Raw genomic sequence first — 14508 nt, forward strand, 5'->3', positions numbered from 1 at the left:
CGTAATTTTACTAAGCAATCGCGGTGGAGCGGGACAATTTAAATTTTGGAAATTTTATGAACGACGAATTTTATATGGATTTGGCGCTGCGGGCTGCGTGGCGCTATCAGGCCTTGACGCTACCCAACCCCGCCGTGGGCTGCGTACTTCTGGATAGGGGCGGCAGAGTTCTTGACATAGGCGCGCACAAAAAGGCGGGCTTTTTGCACGCCGAGGCAAACGCCGTTTTCGCCGCGCTGTGCGATCTGGACGCAAATTTCGCGCAGGATTTCGCTTGCGAATACGCCCGCAAATTCGGTGTTAAATTTCAAAACCTAGAATCCCTAAAAAGCGCTCTTTTGCAGCCGAGCTTCACTTATGATTTTATCTTAAACCGTCACGGCGGGCTTTTGCGCGGCGCTTGCGCCTACGTCACGCTCGAGCCCTGCGCGCACCGCGGCAAGACCCCGTCTTGCGCCGAGCTTTTGGCGGAGCTTGGGCTGTCGCGCGTGGTAATCGGCACACGCGATACGAATGCGCAGGCTGCTGGCGGCGCAGAAATTTTACGCCGTGGGGGCATAGAGGTGAAATTTGACGTTTGCCATGCCGCGGCGGCGGAGCTTGTGGAACCGTTTTATTTGGCGCGCAAGGGCGGTTTTTGCTTCATCAAAATTAACGCCACACTAAACGGCTCGGTGCATGGGCGGATCGGCAGTGAGAAGCAGCGTGCGTTCGTGCACGAGCTGCGCAGCGTATGCGATTACATAGGCGTGGGCGGGCAAACCGTGCGCGCCGATAGACCAACGCTGGACGTGCGCGCGGCTAAATTTGATGAAATTAGCGCTTTGGTAGGCAGAGCCGATATGTTGACGCTAGACGCGTGTGTTGCGCCGCAAAATCTAAAGCTGCGCACGCCCAATGTGTGGATCCACTCGCGCCGCGCACTTTCGGATTTTGATGCGAGCATTCCGCTTTTTGGCGTCGAAGAGCGCAAAGTGGAGGTCTCGCAGTCGCTGCCTGCGGGCGCGAAAATCACGATGATAGAGGCGGGGGCGAGTTCGTTTGACGAGTTTGCGCAGTTTGCGAGCCACGCGCTTATTTTTTACAGCGCGCAGATGAGGGAGGCGGGAAATTTTAGAGCAAATGCTGCGCTACAGCCGCTTTTCATCTCCAGCGCAGGTGATCCGCATCTGGAAGCGAACGAATTCTACGGCTGGTTTAAAATTTTAAAATGAAAATTGCAAAAGCTTCGCTATTATCGGTATGAGGATCAGCAGCGCTACTATTATTATGACGACCAATAGCGCCTTGTCTATGTTATATTTTCTTGCCGTAGATTTTGTCGTTGGGCTGCAATTTTGCAAGAAAGCCCCGAGCTTGTATCCGCTGATATGAAATAGCCAAGCGGTCCAAATCGATCCGAGGGATAGGCACATCGCCGCAAATACAATTTCTGATTTATTTAATATCATTATGCCGACGATCATAAATAAAGATAGCAGACTAACGATAATCACGCCTATCGTCGCAAAGGCGATGAAAAATATAAAATTTAGCTTGCAATCGATGCCTAAAATGCGAAAATTAATAATTTTATCAGCGATATAAAATGCGGAGATTATCGTTAAGATAGCTTTTGCGAGCTCGGCCTTAAAAGAAGCGTAGGGCAATAGCGGTACGCCAAAAACTGCATTCGATATGATACCTACGTGCGATAAAGTAAAGCCGAGCGAGAATGAAAATACGCCCGTCAGTAAGATGCCTAGAAGTATTTTATAAAAATATATTTTCACACTCAATCCTTAAAATTCTGCGAAATTATACGCAATGGCAGCTTAAAATTTTGATCGCAAATTTAGCGTAAGCTTTGAAATTTTTCACGTATGCCGCAGGCAACAACGCAGAGCGAGTATAAAAAACAGATATATGCCGCAAGCGGGACAAAAGCGACAAATCCCGAAGCATAAACTAAAGCGACTAGCACATATGTCGCATTTGCCAGCGCAGGTATGCTATAAGTCCAAAGCTCGGGCTTTTCAAAAGGAGTGTCGATAGCGTTGAAATACAAAGCCAAATTTAGCGCTAGCAGTAGCAAAAATATATAATTCTTTTTCATAAAAGGAAAAGCGGCGCAAACCAAGACTACTATCAAATTTAATGCGATAAGAAAACCTATGTAATTAATATCTATAAAGGCGCAAAGTAAGCCTAAAATCGCGATTAATATATGTTTTTTCATATCCAATTGCTGCCCTTTTTTAATTCCTGCAATTATAGTGCGTAGATTTAAATTTTGATAAAAAGTATTTCGTACTTAAAATTTTGTCGCGCCGTGCGGGTGATCTACGCCTATGAAATTTAGCGCAGACGGACGAAATTAAATGGGGTACTTAGCTTTATTTAGATTCAAAAACGATAAAGTTTAGCCATATTATTACGCCTATAAGCAATAAAATAGACGATAGTGTTTCGTTGGCATTCCAGCGCCTTTTTAGACTAACGATTTGTAAAAATTTACCGAGCTCGTAATTACTTTTGCGAAATGAAAATGCCGTAGAATAGGTGCCTATGAATAATATCGCGGCGGATAATATCGCTACTAATCTTTTATCCAAATCCAAACCGAATAGCATAAAACCGAATACTATGATATAAGTAACGGCGGTAAGCGCTAAAATTCCTATCGTCGCAAAGGCGATGAAAAATATAAAATTTAGCTTGCGATCAACCTCTTTGACGTAAAAATCGCTCAAACTGCTGCTGACGTAAAAGGCGAATAGCTCAAGAATCGCCGTCGTAAAAGGCAGGCGAATATCGCCCGGAAATAAAAAATATCCCTTCAAAAGGCTCATAACATCGATATTTGAAATATTTTCAATATGCCACGAAACAACGTAAAATGAAATCACAAAAATGGCTAAAAATACGTTACCCAAAAAGAACTTGTAAATTAGGTATTTTATGTTTTTGCGCACCTTGGCTCCCTGAAATTTCGCGAGATTATACGTCAAATTTGCTTTTAACCGCCTCAAATCGGCAGGAAAATAATGAGTGAAATTTGACAGAATTTTGATGCGTAGTTTAAATTTACGGTTTTATTTACAGCTCAATTCGCGGTGCTGAATTTTTAAATTTAGAGGCGCGGTATGCTGGCTAAATTAAAATGTAGCGCGTTATGTCATTTCAGCGCTATTAAAATGGAAGGCGTTTAACTAATTTTAAACCATTCCAAGCTTCTGCCAAATTTCACCGCATTTGCCAGCCTGCCGTTTCCGTCAAATTTAAAATTCTACAAACGCGTATAGGCGCCGTTTTGAATGATACAGCGATCTGCTGCGTAAAATTCTACTATTTTGCGCGTACAGCGCCTGATTTTGAAATGGCGTCCGCGGGGCTAAATTTTAAAATTCCGTTATGCGAATGGATTTAAAATTTCATAACAGACACAGAATTTTAAAATTTAAAATCTCAAAATTCTAAAATTCCGAAATCTCGCGGCGCGGGCAAATTTAAAATTTAAAACTCAAGCCAAATTTTAAATTTCAAACCGAGCGGAATTCTAAATTCTAAATTGAGCGGAATTCCAAATCCAAAAATTTAGTGATGATGCCCCAAATGCCCGTCACCGCCATTTGATCTTACTTCGCAGATGAGTTCGCCGCCGCAATCGTTATCGCTACTTTCAAGTTGCAAGGTCGTGTGCGTGATGCCCAGATGCTCCATTTCGTGCGATATTTCGCGCAAGATCCGCTCCGCCTCGCGCACGCTCAGCTCGCCGCTAACCACGATATGCGCCGTGAGCGCGTTTGCGCCGCTTGTTATACTCCAGACATGTAGGTCGTGCACCGAAAGCACGCCGTCCACGCCCCTGATCTGCGCGACGAGCCCGTCCAGGCACACGCCCTTTGGCGAGCCCTCCATCAGGATGTTTAGGCTGTCTTTTAGCACGCCCCAGCCGCTTTTTACGATGAGCGCGGCCACGAGCACGCTAGCCGCCGCGTCCGCCCAACCCCAGCCAAAGCACATGATCAGCAGTGCCGCCGTGATCGCGCCCACCGAGCCCAGAGCGTCGCCGAGTACGTGCGCATAGGCGCCGCGCATATTGACGTTTTCTCTCACGTCGCCGCCGCGCAGCATGTAAAGCGCCACGACGATGTTTACGGCAAGCCCCAGCGTGCTGATGGCGAGCATGCCCGCGGTGGCTACTTCGGGCGGGTTTTGGAAGCGCCGCGCCGCCTCGATGACGATCAAAACGGCGATCGCGACGAGGGCGAGGGCGTTTATCGTCGCGGCTAAAATTTCGATCCGCCTGTAGCCGAAGGTCTTTTGCAGATTGCCTTTGCGTTCGCCGAATTTAAACGCAAACAGCGAAAGCCCGAGCGCCGCGGCGTCTGATAGCATGTGCCCGGCGTCGGAGAGTAGGGCAAGCGAGTTCGTCGCGAAGCCGCCCGCGACCTCAACCAGCATAAAAGCGGATATCATAAGGAAGGAATTTCTCAAAACGGTTTTATTTGATGTGTGCGAATGCGCGCAATGGACGTGATTTTCGTGCATTTTGACCTCGTTTTTCGGCAAATTTTAGATACATTATACCCCAAAAAAAGCGCTTAAATTTTAGCCAAATCTCCCTCTAACTCGACGTTTACGCGCTTGCCTATATCTTTTAACTTGCTAAACTCTTCCACTAGCCTCGGCGCGTCGTCAAGACTGATCGCAAACGTCCAAAGATAGGTAAGCACCGAGTAGATGTGACCCGCATTTGCATGATTGCTCGAGAGTAAAAATATCGCCAAGCTAAAAATCGCCGCCGCACTCGCGCCGATGACAAAAAAACTCATTGCCTCTCTGTTTGAAATGCGGATACGAAGCTTTGAAAGTACGTCGTAGTGGCGATTTAGCGTGTATTCGTCGCCTACGCTTATGCGTCCTGCTTCGCGCTCCAGCTGGTTGTTTAGCTTTAGATACAAGCGGTCGTTTTTAGTGATGTATTTTGGCAGCAAAATGCCAAAAACCGCGAGCAGGGCAAAAACGGCCAAACCTACGTAGAACTCGATAAACAAAAGCATGATTGCCGAGCCGAAAATCGAGACGACCGAGGTGAAAAATACGGGAAAGTGCTGCTCGAAAAAATCCACGAATTCGCGAGATAAATTTGCCCTTGCGATTATGACGCTTTCGTCTTTTGCGGCTCTTTTTTCGTTCATTATCACGCTTACGGCAAGTCCTGCATATATCCTAGTAAATACCTGCGTATCCACACGCCGCCTAATCGAGCCAAGCCCCCAGCCGACAAACACTAAGCCCGAGTAGCTAAGTGCCAAAAGCGTGTCGCCGGATACGATGGCGTTTATGGCGATGCCGGCTAGTACTGGATAGACGAGAAATAGCCCGTTTTCCGCCAAAACCAGGCTAAACGTTAAAAACAGTTTTTTAAAGTTTTTCTTTGCTATGAGCGTTAGCGTCTTAAATGCGCTATTTTGCATAAAAATCCTTCGGTTAAAATCGCGCGGATTTTAGCTGATTTTAAAATTTGCGTCAAATTTTTTGAAAATTTTTGCTGTAACTCTTGACATTACAACAAAATTTAACTATACTTCGCTTATCGGTTGTAAGTTATAACATTACAACAAAAATTTACAAGGAGAAAAAGATGTCAAACTACAAGATCATTTCAACGAAAAACGAACCTAGAGTCGAGCTAAAAGAAGCTCTAGGCTTAAGCGGCTGCGAGCTTTCTATCAACGAGCTTCCCGCAAATGTGAGCGTGCCTTTCGTGCATTCGCACAAGCAAAACGAGGAGCTTTATTTGGTGCTAAAAGGCGGCGGCACGCTCTTCATCGACGGCGAGGAAAAGGCGGTCAAAGAGGGCGATGCGATCCGCATCGACCCGGCGGGCAAGAGATGCTTCAAGGCGGGTGCGCAGGGGATGAAATTTATCTGCATCCAAACTAAACGCGGCAGCCTGGAGCAGTACACTAACGGCGACGGCGTGATAAACGAGGACGTAAAGCCGAGCTGGCTGTAAAATTTCGCAAGACAAGCACGCAGCAAAGCGCGGTCGTAAATTTTAAACCGTACGGCAGGCAAACGACGCCCCTGCGTGGCGGGTGCATCGGCCGCGACGGCGACGATAAATGGTCGTATGAATAAGTACATTAGCTGCGGCGGAAGTGAATTAGCTTGCAGCGGCGATAAGTGGCTGCGTCAGCAAACAAAATCTAAATTTAAAGGATAGAAAATGAAAAAAGTAGCAATCATCGGAGCAAACGGAAAATCAGGTAGCGCGCTAGTTGCGGAGGCGCTAAAGCAGGGCTACGACGTAACGGGCTTCGCGCGAAACAAAGAGTATAAAAACGACGCCATCAAGCTCGTGCACAAGGACGTTTTTGAGCTTAGCAAGGCCGATTTGGCGGGCTTTGACGTCGTCATCAGCGCGGTCGCTGCATGGACGCCGCAGACCTTCCCGCTTCACGCGAAAATGACGCAGCGCATCGCGGAGCTGCTAGGCGGCACGCAGACTAGACTTTTCGTCATCGGCGGCGCGGGCGTATTATACACAGACGCTTCGCGCAAGATGCGCCTGATGGATACTCCGAGCTTCCCGGCTGAGTATATGGGCGTAGCGGAGGCGACTGCGGCGAGCTACGAGGTGCTAAAAGCGAGCAAAGATTTGATCTGGACCTACGTGATCCCTGCCGCGGAATACGACGCAAACGCCGCTCGCACGGGCTCATACGTCCTCGGAGGCGACGAGCTGATCCTAAACGGCAAGGGCAAAAGCTACATCGGCTACGCAGACCTCGCGCTCGCAGTAATAGATGAGATCAAGGCGCAAAAATTTATCGGCAAGCCGTTCACGGCGGTCGGCGAATAATGGGCGTTGCCGCGCGTAAATTTTAACTACGCGGCACGGCAAAATTCTAACGTAAATTTTAAATCGTGCGGCGCAGTAAAATTCGAACGTAAATTTAAAATTTAGCAGCAAAGTAAACTCTGGCTTAAATCAAAATTTAGCGCTAGGACAGAGCCTATGTTTGAATTAAAATTTAGAGCTAGAGCGAGCTACGGCTTGAAATTAAATTTAGTGGCGGAGCCGAACTCAAGCTAAAATTTAAAATTTAACGGCGACGGTAGCGGCGACCGTGGTGCTAATGACGGCGGCGATTGCGTTGCAGAACATCGGTAGCGATTGTATTCGAATAATAGCGGTGGTGGCGATAGCGGCGATTGTATTCGCGACAACCGCAGCAGAGGTAATGAACAGCGGTAGCGGCTGCAACGGCGGTGTAGGCGGGGATAGTCGCGCTATCGGTATCGGCGGCGCGCGGCTTGCTATGTCGCGGATGAAATTTAGGCGTGATTAAAATTAATATCTAAATTTTAAAAAATCGACTAGCGGATGAAATTTCGGAACGATTAAATTTAAGATTAGAATTTTAAGAAAATCGCTTGGTGGATTAAATTTTAGCGCGATCTGAAATTTAGCGCCCGAATTTAAGTAAAAATTCGCTTAAATTCTAAAATTCAGATCCAAATCAAGGAGCGAAATGCAAGTAGGTATCAAATTTTCACTCGCCGTTCACATCATGCTTTGCGTCGCGTATTTTCGTGAGGAGAAGGTCACGGGCGATTTCGTCGCCGCAAGCTCGGGGATAAACCCCGCCATCGCGCGCAAGCTGATCTCGCAGCTGAAAAACGCAGCCTTGGTGCTCACGACCGCGGGCGTGGGCGGCATCACGCTGGCTCGCGACGCGCGGCTCATCACGCTTTTAGACATTTACGAGGCGGTGAGCGAGGAGGACGCGATGTTTCGCCTGCATAAAGGCTCGCCTAGCGCCTGCCCCGTGGGCGGCAAGATCGAGGCGGTACTCGCGCCGCGATTTACTCGTATTCAGAATGATTTTAAAAAATCCCTATCAAGCGTGAGCTTGGCGGATCTTTTGAGCGATCTAGAATAAAGCTAATTAAAATTTCTAAACACGCATTTATCTTCTAAACTTGCCAAAATTTCAAGGCTTGCGGGCTAAATTTATATAAAATTTTACCCGCTCGTCACGTAAAATTTCGATTTAATTTAAGCTAGGCTATAATGCGCTCGAAAATAGCAAAATGACGTTTTGTTAAAGGGGAGGGAAATTTTGAAAAGCTTTAAACTTCGGTTTATTTATGCCGTCTGCGTGGTGGTCGTATGCGCGCTGTATCTATTAGCCGAAAGATCAGGTCTTACGGAGCGCAAACAAACCCATTTCACCGTTACTTCAGATACTAATGTTTCCAAAGTACCGGGTCTTAGCAAATACGTAAGCCAAGAGGAGGTCGATAGCTTCGCGTTTCGCTACTGGGATATTGACGATGAGGCGGAATATACGAATTCTCATTGGGAAGAAAATGCTACTTTGAAAAAGCTTCGCTTAATGCTCAAAGCCAAAGACACCGGAGGCGTTTTAAATTTTTTAAAAGACAATAATCTAAGCGTAAATTTACAGATGCATGCAGGCACTAGCCCGCTTATTTATAGCGCGTTTTACGACGATGAAAATACCGCTAAAGAGCTTATAAAGCTAGGGGCGGATATGAGGCATAAGGACAGATATAAACTTAGTCCGCTAGCCTATGCGATAGAAAATAACTCCACCAAAACGGCAAAACTGTTACTAGATAACGGGGTTAAATTTGAAGAGGTGAAGGCGGTACAAGTGGCGTGGGTTAAAGGAAAATATGATCATACGATAATAGACGGCGATAAAGCAATAATAAAATATAAAAACGATCGCCCTTTCATATATAATAGTAAGGGACCGAGGGATCCGAGCGACCCTTTCGGATATGTCATAGACGATAATTCCTTAGAAATGGTAAAAATAGTTTTAGAAAGCGGATATAGGCCCTATAAATATACCAAGGTCGGTTTAGACGGCACGATCAAACAGGACGATAACTTTACAAAAATTTTAACGGAGTGGTATGAAAAGGAAATAGAAAATTATCCAAGACCTCGATTGGAGGAGGCTATGTTTAAAGCTACGCCATATGGATTATTAATTTATATGAATGATTACGAGAAGATGCTTGATTTGCTGCTTAAATACGATGTATCCGTTCAGCCAAGTGAATATTTCAGACGAGAAAAATATAAAGAATGCAAAGAATCGCTTTTGGAATTGGAAGATTTGCGAGCTAATGCGCTATACAATGCCGCGTATGGCATAGATCACGAAAAAGAGACTTTTATAAAAAGCAGCTATATAGAAAAATACGGTTACCGGAATGGCGAAGAGAAGATGCAAAAAGATCACGCAATAAGAAGAAAGCCATATACTATAGAAAAATATCGCCTCATCGAAATGGATCAGATTTTAAATCTTTATAGAAAATTTTGCGGAGAAAGTAACGCAAGCGTAGTAAATTTAGATGCGTATTCTGCGAATACGGAAAAAACTTCAGAAGCGGAACTTTCTAATCAGAGTGATATTTTCGACATTAGGACTTTAATAGGATATCTGCATGCCATACAACATTACAGGGGTATTATTGCAGAAGGTAGAAACGCATTTTTAAAAGATGAAAATATGACGCAAAAAGAATATTATTCAAAGAGATTAAAAGATCCTAATATTACATGGGATGAGGCATGCAGCATAAGGCAGATATATGATATAAGCAATCCTAATGTTAAATGCTTAGGATTTGGAGATTACAAAATTTATTAATTGAGGGGGATAAAAAAGATAAACTAAGCTCATTTAAATTTAGATGAGAAGCCGCGTGCTTGCGGTATTAAAATAAATTCGAAATCATTGAAATTTTATAAAAAATCGGCTCAAAGCGATTAAATTTAAAATTTTAAATTTGGCTCTTTAAATCTAGGTTCAAAATTTTAAATACCGCTTCGTGCCATGCAGTAAAAACCCACAAGCTCGGGCTTAAATTTAAACTAGCCCGAGCCAAAACTACAATTTTATCTTCCTAACTTCCAGCTCGCCGCCGAAAAAGTTCGCGTAGTAAAGCAGGTCTTTTTCGACCTCAAGCCCCGCCAGATAACGCAGAGCGAGGTTTGCCTCAAAGCTTGCCGCAAACATCACGATCGCAGCCGTTATGCCCGCAGGCGTCGCGTTTAGGCTCGGAAAAAATTTAAAATCCGCATTCTGCACGAAGCAGACTTGGCACTGCCAGCTGTCCACCGACGCAAACACCCACGGCACGCCTATTTGCTTAGCAAACGCATCGATCTGCGCGCGCGTAGCGAGATTATCGGTCGCATCCAAAATGAGATCAAATTTCTCGCCCGCGCCTATCGCGCTAGTGAAAAATTCCTCCGCACGGCTTTTGTGCACCTCCACGCTCACGCCGTCGTAGCGAGCCTCCGTACGGCTTTTAAAAACATCCGCTTTAAATTTGCCCTCGTCTGCGAGCGTGAATAAAATTTGCCTGTGGATGTTGTGAAGCGCCACCGTGTCGAAATCTACGACGCTGATCCGCCCGATGCCGCTTGCACCCAGAGCGTAAGAAAGGCTGCTTCCAAGCCCGCCAGCGCCGATGATTAAGATGCGCTTATCCGCAAGCGCGCGCTGCGTCTGCTCACCCCAAAGCTGGATCTGTCTGTGAAAGTAGTTCATAAAAGCCCCCTGCCGACTAGATTTTTTCGGAATTTCCACAACCCGCGCGCCGCAGCGATCTCGTCCGCGTCCACTTCGCACATCAGCACGCCCTCTTCGTTTTTCAGCTCGTTTGCGATCTCGCCGCCGGGGGTTACGACGAAGCTCTCGCCGTAAAATTTAAACTCGCTCTCGCCGAATTTCGCCTCGCCGATGCGGTTGGCGCGGATGACATAGAGCGAGTTCGTAAACGCGCGCATCTTCAAAAGCTCGCGCCAGCGCCCGCCGCTTTCGAAGGTTGAGGCGCACGGCACGAGCACGCAGCCGACGTTTTTCTGCATAAAGTAGCGCCAAAATACGTCAAAATGCGCCTCGTAGCCGAAGCAGACGCCGAATTTCACGCCGCCCTCGCTAAAGATCATCGGCGAAATTTTACCGATTTTGCGGCTTTTGCGGTTGGCGAAAAAGCCCTCCTCGTTCCAGTGCGGATAGTCCATCAGGATATTTTGATCGTAAAATTTTACCTCCGAGGGCGAAAATTTCGCGCAGGATTTCACCCAGATAGGCTCGTTTTCGCTCGCGCAAAAGATCTCCTCTTCGCTCGCATCTTTTTGGCTCTCGGCTTTTAAATTTGAAGCGTTCGAGTTACTCGGGATCGAAGCGCTTAAATTTAAATCGTCTGCGGAATTTGCGGCTTTGAAATTTAAAGCGTGCGCGCCGCAGGAGCTTAAGCCGCCTTTGCAATTCTGCTCGCTTTTGGAATTTAAAGCGCCTTTAGAATTTGAACCATCGTTGGAGCTTAAATCGCTCTTGGAATTTAGCTCGCCCTTGCAACCGGGCTCGCCTTTAAGGCTTACGGAATTTTCGCCGCCGCAGCGCGCGCTTTTTTGAGCCGCGCCACCGAAGATGCCCGCTTGCCTCAAAATCGCGCCGCTAGCGGCTCTGATTATCGGCGCTACGATATGCAGGTCGTATTTGGCGGCCAGCCGCGCCATCAGCTCCTGCTTATGCTCGCTCTGTTCGCAGGCGATAGAGCGGGGCATCTTTTTAAGCTCGCTAAAGAAGGAATTTAGCTCATATTCGCCCAGCAGCACGATCCGCGCGCTGTTATCCTTGGCGACCTTCATATAGTAATCGATCCGATTTTCGCTCATCGAAAGCGTCGGTAGTTGTAAAACGCATACGTTTATCATCGTCGCCTCCTAAGCCTGCTCGGGTGCGTTTATTTCGGCAACCTCGAGTTTGGCGTTTTCTAAAATTTCCTTCGCCTCTTTTAGCAGCGCCACGCCCTGCTTATACAGCTTCACGCTCTCCTCTAGGCTTAGATCCTTGTCGTTTAGGCTTTTTAAAAGCGCGTTAATTTTTTCCATTTTTTCCTCAAAACTCATCCAAAATCCTTTTTATGATGTAATCAAATTTTTCTATCTCGACCAAAAACGCGTCGTGTCCGTAGTCGCTGTCGATCTGCGCGTAGCTCGCGCGATCCTTTTTGCCCAGATCGCTCATCGCATCGTAAATTTCTTTCATCAGCCCCGGCGGAAAGAGCACGTCGCCTTTGAAAGAGATGAGGTGCAGGCGCGATCTGATCTGCGCGCAGGCGTTTTTGAGATTGCCGTAGTGGCGCGTGCAATCAAAGATATTCATCATCTTGGCGATGTAGAGATAGCACAGCGGATCAAACCTACGCGCGAAATTTTCGCCGTTGTATTCAAGGTAGCGATCCACCTGAAAGCGCCCGTTGATTTCATAAAGACCGTCGGTTTCAACGTAGTTGCGCCCGAATTTATCCTGCATCGAGCTTGGGCTTAAAAAACTTATATGCCCCGCCATGCGCCCCACCGCCATGCCGTCAAGTCCGTGCTCGGCGATCAGATTTTTATCGTAGTTGCCGTTTTTAAAGCTCGGATCGCGCAAGATGGCCTCGGTCGCGATCTTATTAAACGCGATCGCCCAAGGCTGCGTAGCGTATGTGCTTGCGAGTACGAAAATTTCATCCGCAAATTCGGGGTATTCGATCGCATAGCACAGCGCCTGCATGCCGCCCAGGCTGCCGCCGATAACGGCGCGGGCGCGGGCGATGCCGAGGCGCTTTAAAAGCATCATCTGCGCGCGCACGACGTCCGAGACGACCACTACCGGAAAGTGCAAGCGGTACTCGCGGCCGCTGCTTTCATCGACATCAAGCGGGCATGTCGAGCCGAACGGCGAAGCTAAAATGTTTATGCAGATGACGAAAAATTTTGTCGTATCGACCGCTTTATGATCGCCGATGAGCCCGTCCCACCAGCCGGGCTTAACGTCGCCTTCGTAAAGTCCCGCGGCGTGCGCGGAGCCGGTTAAGGCGTGGCAGATGACGATGACGTTTGATTTGTCCTGGTTTAGCTCGCCGTAGGTTTCATAGGCGAGCTTGAAGTTAGAAAAGACGCGGCCGCTCTCCAGATAGAGCGGCTCGTCGAAATTTTGAATTTTGCTTTGAAGGATCACTGATTAACTCGGTAATTCGGCGCTTCCTGCGTGATGATGACGTCGTGGACGTGGCTTTCTTTAAGACCTGCGCTCGTGATCTCGACGAATTCCGCCTTTTGCTGAAAGGTCGCGATATCCTTGCTGCCGCAGTATCCCATCGAGCTTCGCAAGCCGCCTAGTAGCTGAAAGATCACGTCTTTTAGCATGCCCGCGTAAGGCACGCGTCCCTCGACGCCCTCGGGCACGAGCTTTTCTTTTGCGGTGCCGTCTTGAAAGTAGCGATCCGAGCTTCCCTTCTGCATTGCCGCTAAGGAACCCATACCGCGGTAGGTTTTGTACTGGCGGCCCTGAAACGTAATGAGCTCGCCCGGGGTCTCGTAGCAGCCTGCAAGCAGGCTTCCCATCATCACCGAGCTTGCGCCCGCAGCTAGAGCTTTGGCGATGTCGCCCGAGTATTTGATGCCGCCGTCTGCGATGATCGGAATTCCAAATTTAGCCGCCTCGATCGCACAATCGTTGATTGCGGTAAACTGCGGCACGCCCACGCCCGCTACGATGCGCGTAGTGCAGATCGAGCCCGGGCCGATGCCTACTTTAATCGCGTCCGCTCCCGCGTTTGCGATATCCTTTATGCTAGCGGGGTTTGCGACGTTTCCTACTACTACGTCGACGTCAAAATTTCGCTTTAGCTCCTTAAGCGTATCGATAATGCCTTTGGAGTGTCCGTGCGCGGAGTCCATCACAAGCGCGTCTACGCCCGCTTTGACGAGAGCTTCGGCTCTTTGCAGATGGCCTACGCCAATCGCCGCGGCGACGCGAAGACGGCCGAATTTGTCTTTATTGGCGTTAGGATATTCGATGCGCTTTTTAAGGTCTTTAATCGTAATAAGCCCCTCTAAGTGACCGTTTGCGTCGATTATCGGAAGCTTTTCTACCTTATTGTTTCTAAAAATTTTCTCCGCATCATCAAGCGTGCAGCCCTTTGGAGCGGTAATTAGCGGAGCTTTGGTCATCTTCTCGCCTACTAGCGCGGCGGTGTCGGTTTCGAAGCGCAGGTCGCGATTGGTTAAAATTCCAATCAGCACGCCGTTGTCGTCGATAACGGGAATGCCGCTGATGTGGTACTCGCCCATCAGATCGAGAGCGTCTTTGATCGTGGCGTCCGCCTTGATCGAGATAGGATCGATAATGACGCCGCTTTCGCTCTTTTTTACGCGGCGAACCATCTTGGCTTGGGAGTCCTCGTCCATATTTTTATGGATCACGCCGATGCCGCCGAGGCGCGCCATCATTATCGCGGTGCGATACTCGGTGACCGTATCCATCGCAGCGCTCACGAGAGGGGTATTTAGCGTGATATTTTTCGTAAAACTCGTGCTGATATCGACCTCTTTGGGTAAAATTTCAGAGTATTGCGGTACCAACAAAACATCCTCGAAGGTCAGAGCCTTTTTGACGATCTTCATAC

At 47.7% G+C, this 14508-nt stretch carries 15 protein-coding genes; 5 read left to right on the forward strand and 10 right to left on the reverse strand.

Going from position 1 to position 14508, the window contains the following annotated elements:
* The first annotated feature begins 23 nt into the window (after positions 1 to 23).
* On the forward strand, positions 24 to 1214 hold the full coding sequence (ribD, locus tag Q0460_RS06780; RefSeq protein ID WP_299086062.1) for a bifunctional diaminohydroxyphosphoribosylaminopyrimidine deaminase/5-amino-6-(5-phosphoribosylamino)uracil reductase RibD: 1191 nt from the start codon (positions 24 to 26) through the stop codon (positions 1212 to 1214).
* Here the strand turns inward: ribD and Q0460_RS06785 are convergent.
* The 5 genes from Q0460_RS06785 to Q0460_RS06805 form a co-directional block, all read right to left on the reverse strand.
* A complete protein-coding gene (locus Q0460_RS06785; RefSeq protein ID WP_299086063.1) occupies positions 1206 to 1772 on the reverse strand; it encodes a hypothetical protein in 567 nt (188 codons plus the stop codon). The genes ribD and Q0460_RS06785 overlap by 9 nt on opposite strands.
* A gap of 62 nt (positions 1773 to 1834) precedes the next feature.
* A complete protein-coding gene (locus tag Q0460_RS06790; RefSeq protein ID WP_299086064.1) occupies positions 1835 to 2218 on the reverse strand; it encodes a transporter in 384 nt (127 codons plus the stop codon).
* A gap of 157 nt (positions 2219 to 2375) precedes the next feature.
* Positions 2376 to 2990 carry a hypothetical protein gene (locus tag Q0460_RS06795; RefSeq protein WP_299086065.1) on the reverse strand — a complete coding sequence of 205 codons (615 nt, stop codon included), beginning with the start codon at positions 2988 to 2990 and terminating at the stop codon, positions 2376 to 2378.
* A gap of 586 nt (positions 2991 to 3576) precedes the next feature.
* Positions 3577 to 4533 (reverse strand): cation diffusion facilitator family transporter, encoded by a 957-nt coding sequence (locus Q0460_RS06800; protein ID WP_299086066.1) that lies wholly within the window; start codon positions 4531 to 4533, stop codon positions 3577 to 3579.
* Positions 4534 to 4586: 53 nt separating this feature from the next.
* Positions 4587 to 5462 (reverse strand): ABC transporter six-transmembrane domain-containing protein, encoded by an 876-nt coding sequence (locus Q0460_RS06805; RefSeq protein WP_299086067.1) that lies wholly within the window; start codon positions 5460 to 5462, stop codon positions 4587 to 4589.
* A 167-nt stretch (positions 5463 to 5629) separates the two neighbouring features.
* On the opposite strand from Q0460_RS06805, the gene Q0460_RS06810 reads away from it, so the two are divergent.
* The 4 genes from Q0460_RS06810 (at position 5630) to Q0460_RS06825 (ending at position 9689) form a co-directional block, all read left to right on the forward strand.
* The gene (locus Q0460_RS06810) at positions 5630 to 6004 is read left to right on the forward strand and encodes a cupin domain-containing protein (protein ID WP_299086068.1); all 375 of its coding nucleotides are present in this window, start codon (positions 5630 to 5632) and stop codon (positions 6002 to 6004) included.
* 213 nt (positions 6005 to 6217) lie between these two features.
* Positions 6218 to 6853 carry an NAD(P)-dependent oxidoreductase gene (locus Q0460_RS06815; RefSeq protein WP_299086069.1) on the forward strand — a complete coding sequence of 212 codons (636 nt, stop codon included), beginning with the start codon at positions 6218 to 6220 and terminating at the stop codon, positions 6851 to 6853.
* Positions 6854 to 7526: 673 nt separating this feature from the next.
* A complete protein-coding gene (locus tag Q0460_RS06820) occupies positions 7527 to 7937 on the forward strand; it encodes an Rrf2 family transcriptional regulator (RefSeq protein WP_299086070.1) in 411 nt (136 codons plus the stop codon).
* 180 nt (positions 7938 to 8117) lie between these two features.
* Positions 8118 to 9689, forward strand: coding sequence for an ankyrin repeat domain-containing protein (locus Q0460_RS06825; RefSeq protein WP_299086071.1), 1572 nt, complete (start codon positions 8118 to 8120; stop codon positions 9687 to 9689).
* A gap of 240 nt (positions 9690 to 9929) precedes the next feature.
* Here Q0460_RS06825 and Q0460_RS06830 read toward each other — a convergent pair whose 3' ends face one another.
* The 5 genes from Q0460_RS06830 to guaB are packed head-to-tail and all read right to left on the reverse strand — an operon-like array spanning position 9930 to position 14506.
* A complete protein-coding gene (locus Q0460_RS06830) occupies positions 9930 to 10595 on the reverse strand; it encodes a ThiF family adenylyltransferase (RefSeq protein WP_299086072.1) in 666 nt (221 codons plus the stop codon).
* The gene (locus Q0460_RS06835; RefSeq protein ID WP_299086073.1) at positions 10592 to 11767 is read right to left on the reverse strand and encodes a carbon-nitrogen hydrolase family protein; all 1176 of its coding nucleotides are present in this window, start codon (positions 11765 to 11767) and stop codon (positions 10592 to 10594) included. The genes Q0460_RS06830 and Q0460_RS06835 overlap by 4 nt, the downstream gene beginning before the upstream one ends.
* Before the next feature lie 9 nt (positions 11768 to 11776).
* Positions 11777 to 11962 (reverse strand): exodeoxyribonuclease VII small subunit, encoded by a 186-nt coding sequence (xseB, locus tag Q0460_RS06840; protein WP_005872361.1) that lies wholly within the window; start codon positions 11960 to 11962, stop codon positions 11777 to 11779.
* Positions 11952 to 13058 carry a homoserine O-acetyltransferase gene (locus tag Q0460_RS06845; RefSeq protein ID WP_299086074.1) on the reverse strand — a complete coding sequence of 369 codons (1107 nt, stop codon included), beginning with the start codon at positions 13056 to 13058 and terminating at the stop codon, positions 11952 to 11954. The genes xseB and Q0460_RS06845 overlap by 11 nt, the downstream gene beginning before the upstream one ends.
* Complete coding sequence (guaB, locus tag Q0460_RS06850) at positions 13055 to 14506, reverse strand: IMP dehydrogenase (RefSeq protein WP_299086075.1); 1452 nt, start codon at positions 14504 to 14506, stop codon at positions 13055 to 13057. Before guaB ends, Q0460_RS06845 begins: the two co-directional genes overlap by 4 nt.
* Positions 14507 to 14508: the final 2 nt, after the last annotated feature.

Source organism: uncultured Campylobacter sp. (assembly GCF_937980635.1).
Lineage (GTDB): Bacteria > Campylobacterota > Campylobacteria > Campylobacterales > Campylobacteraceae > Campylobacter_B.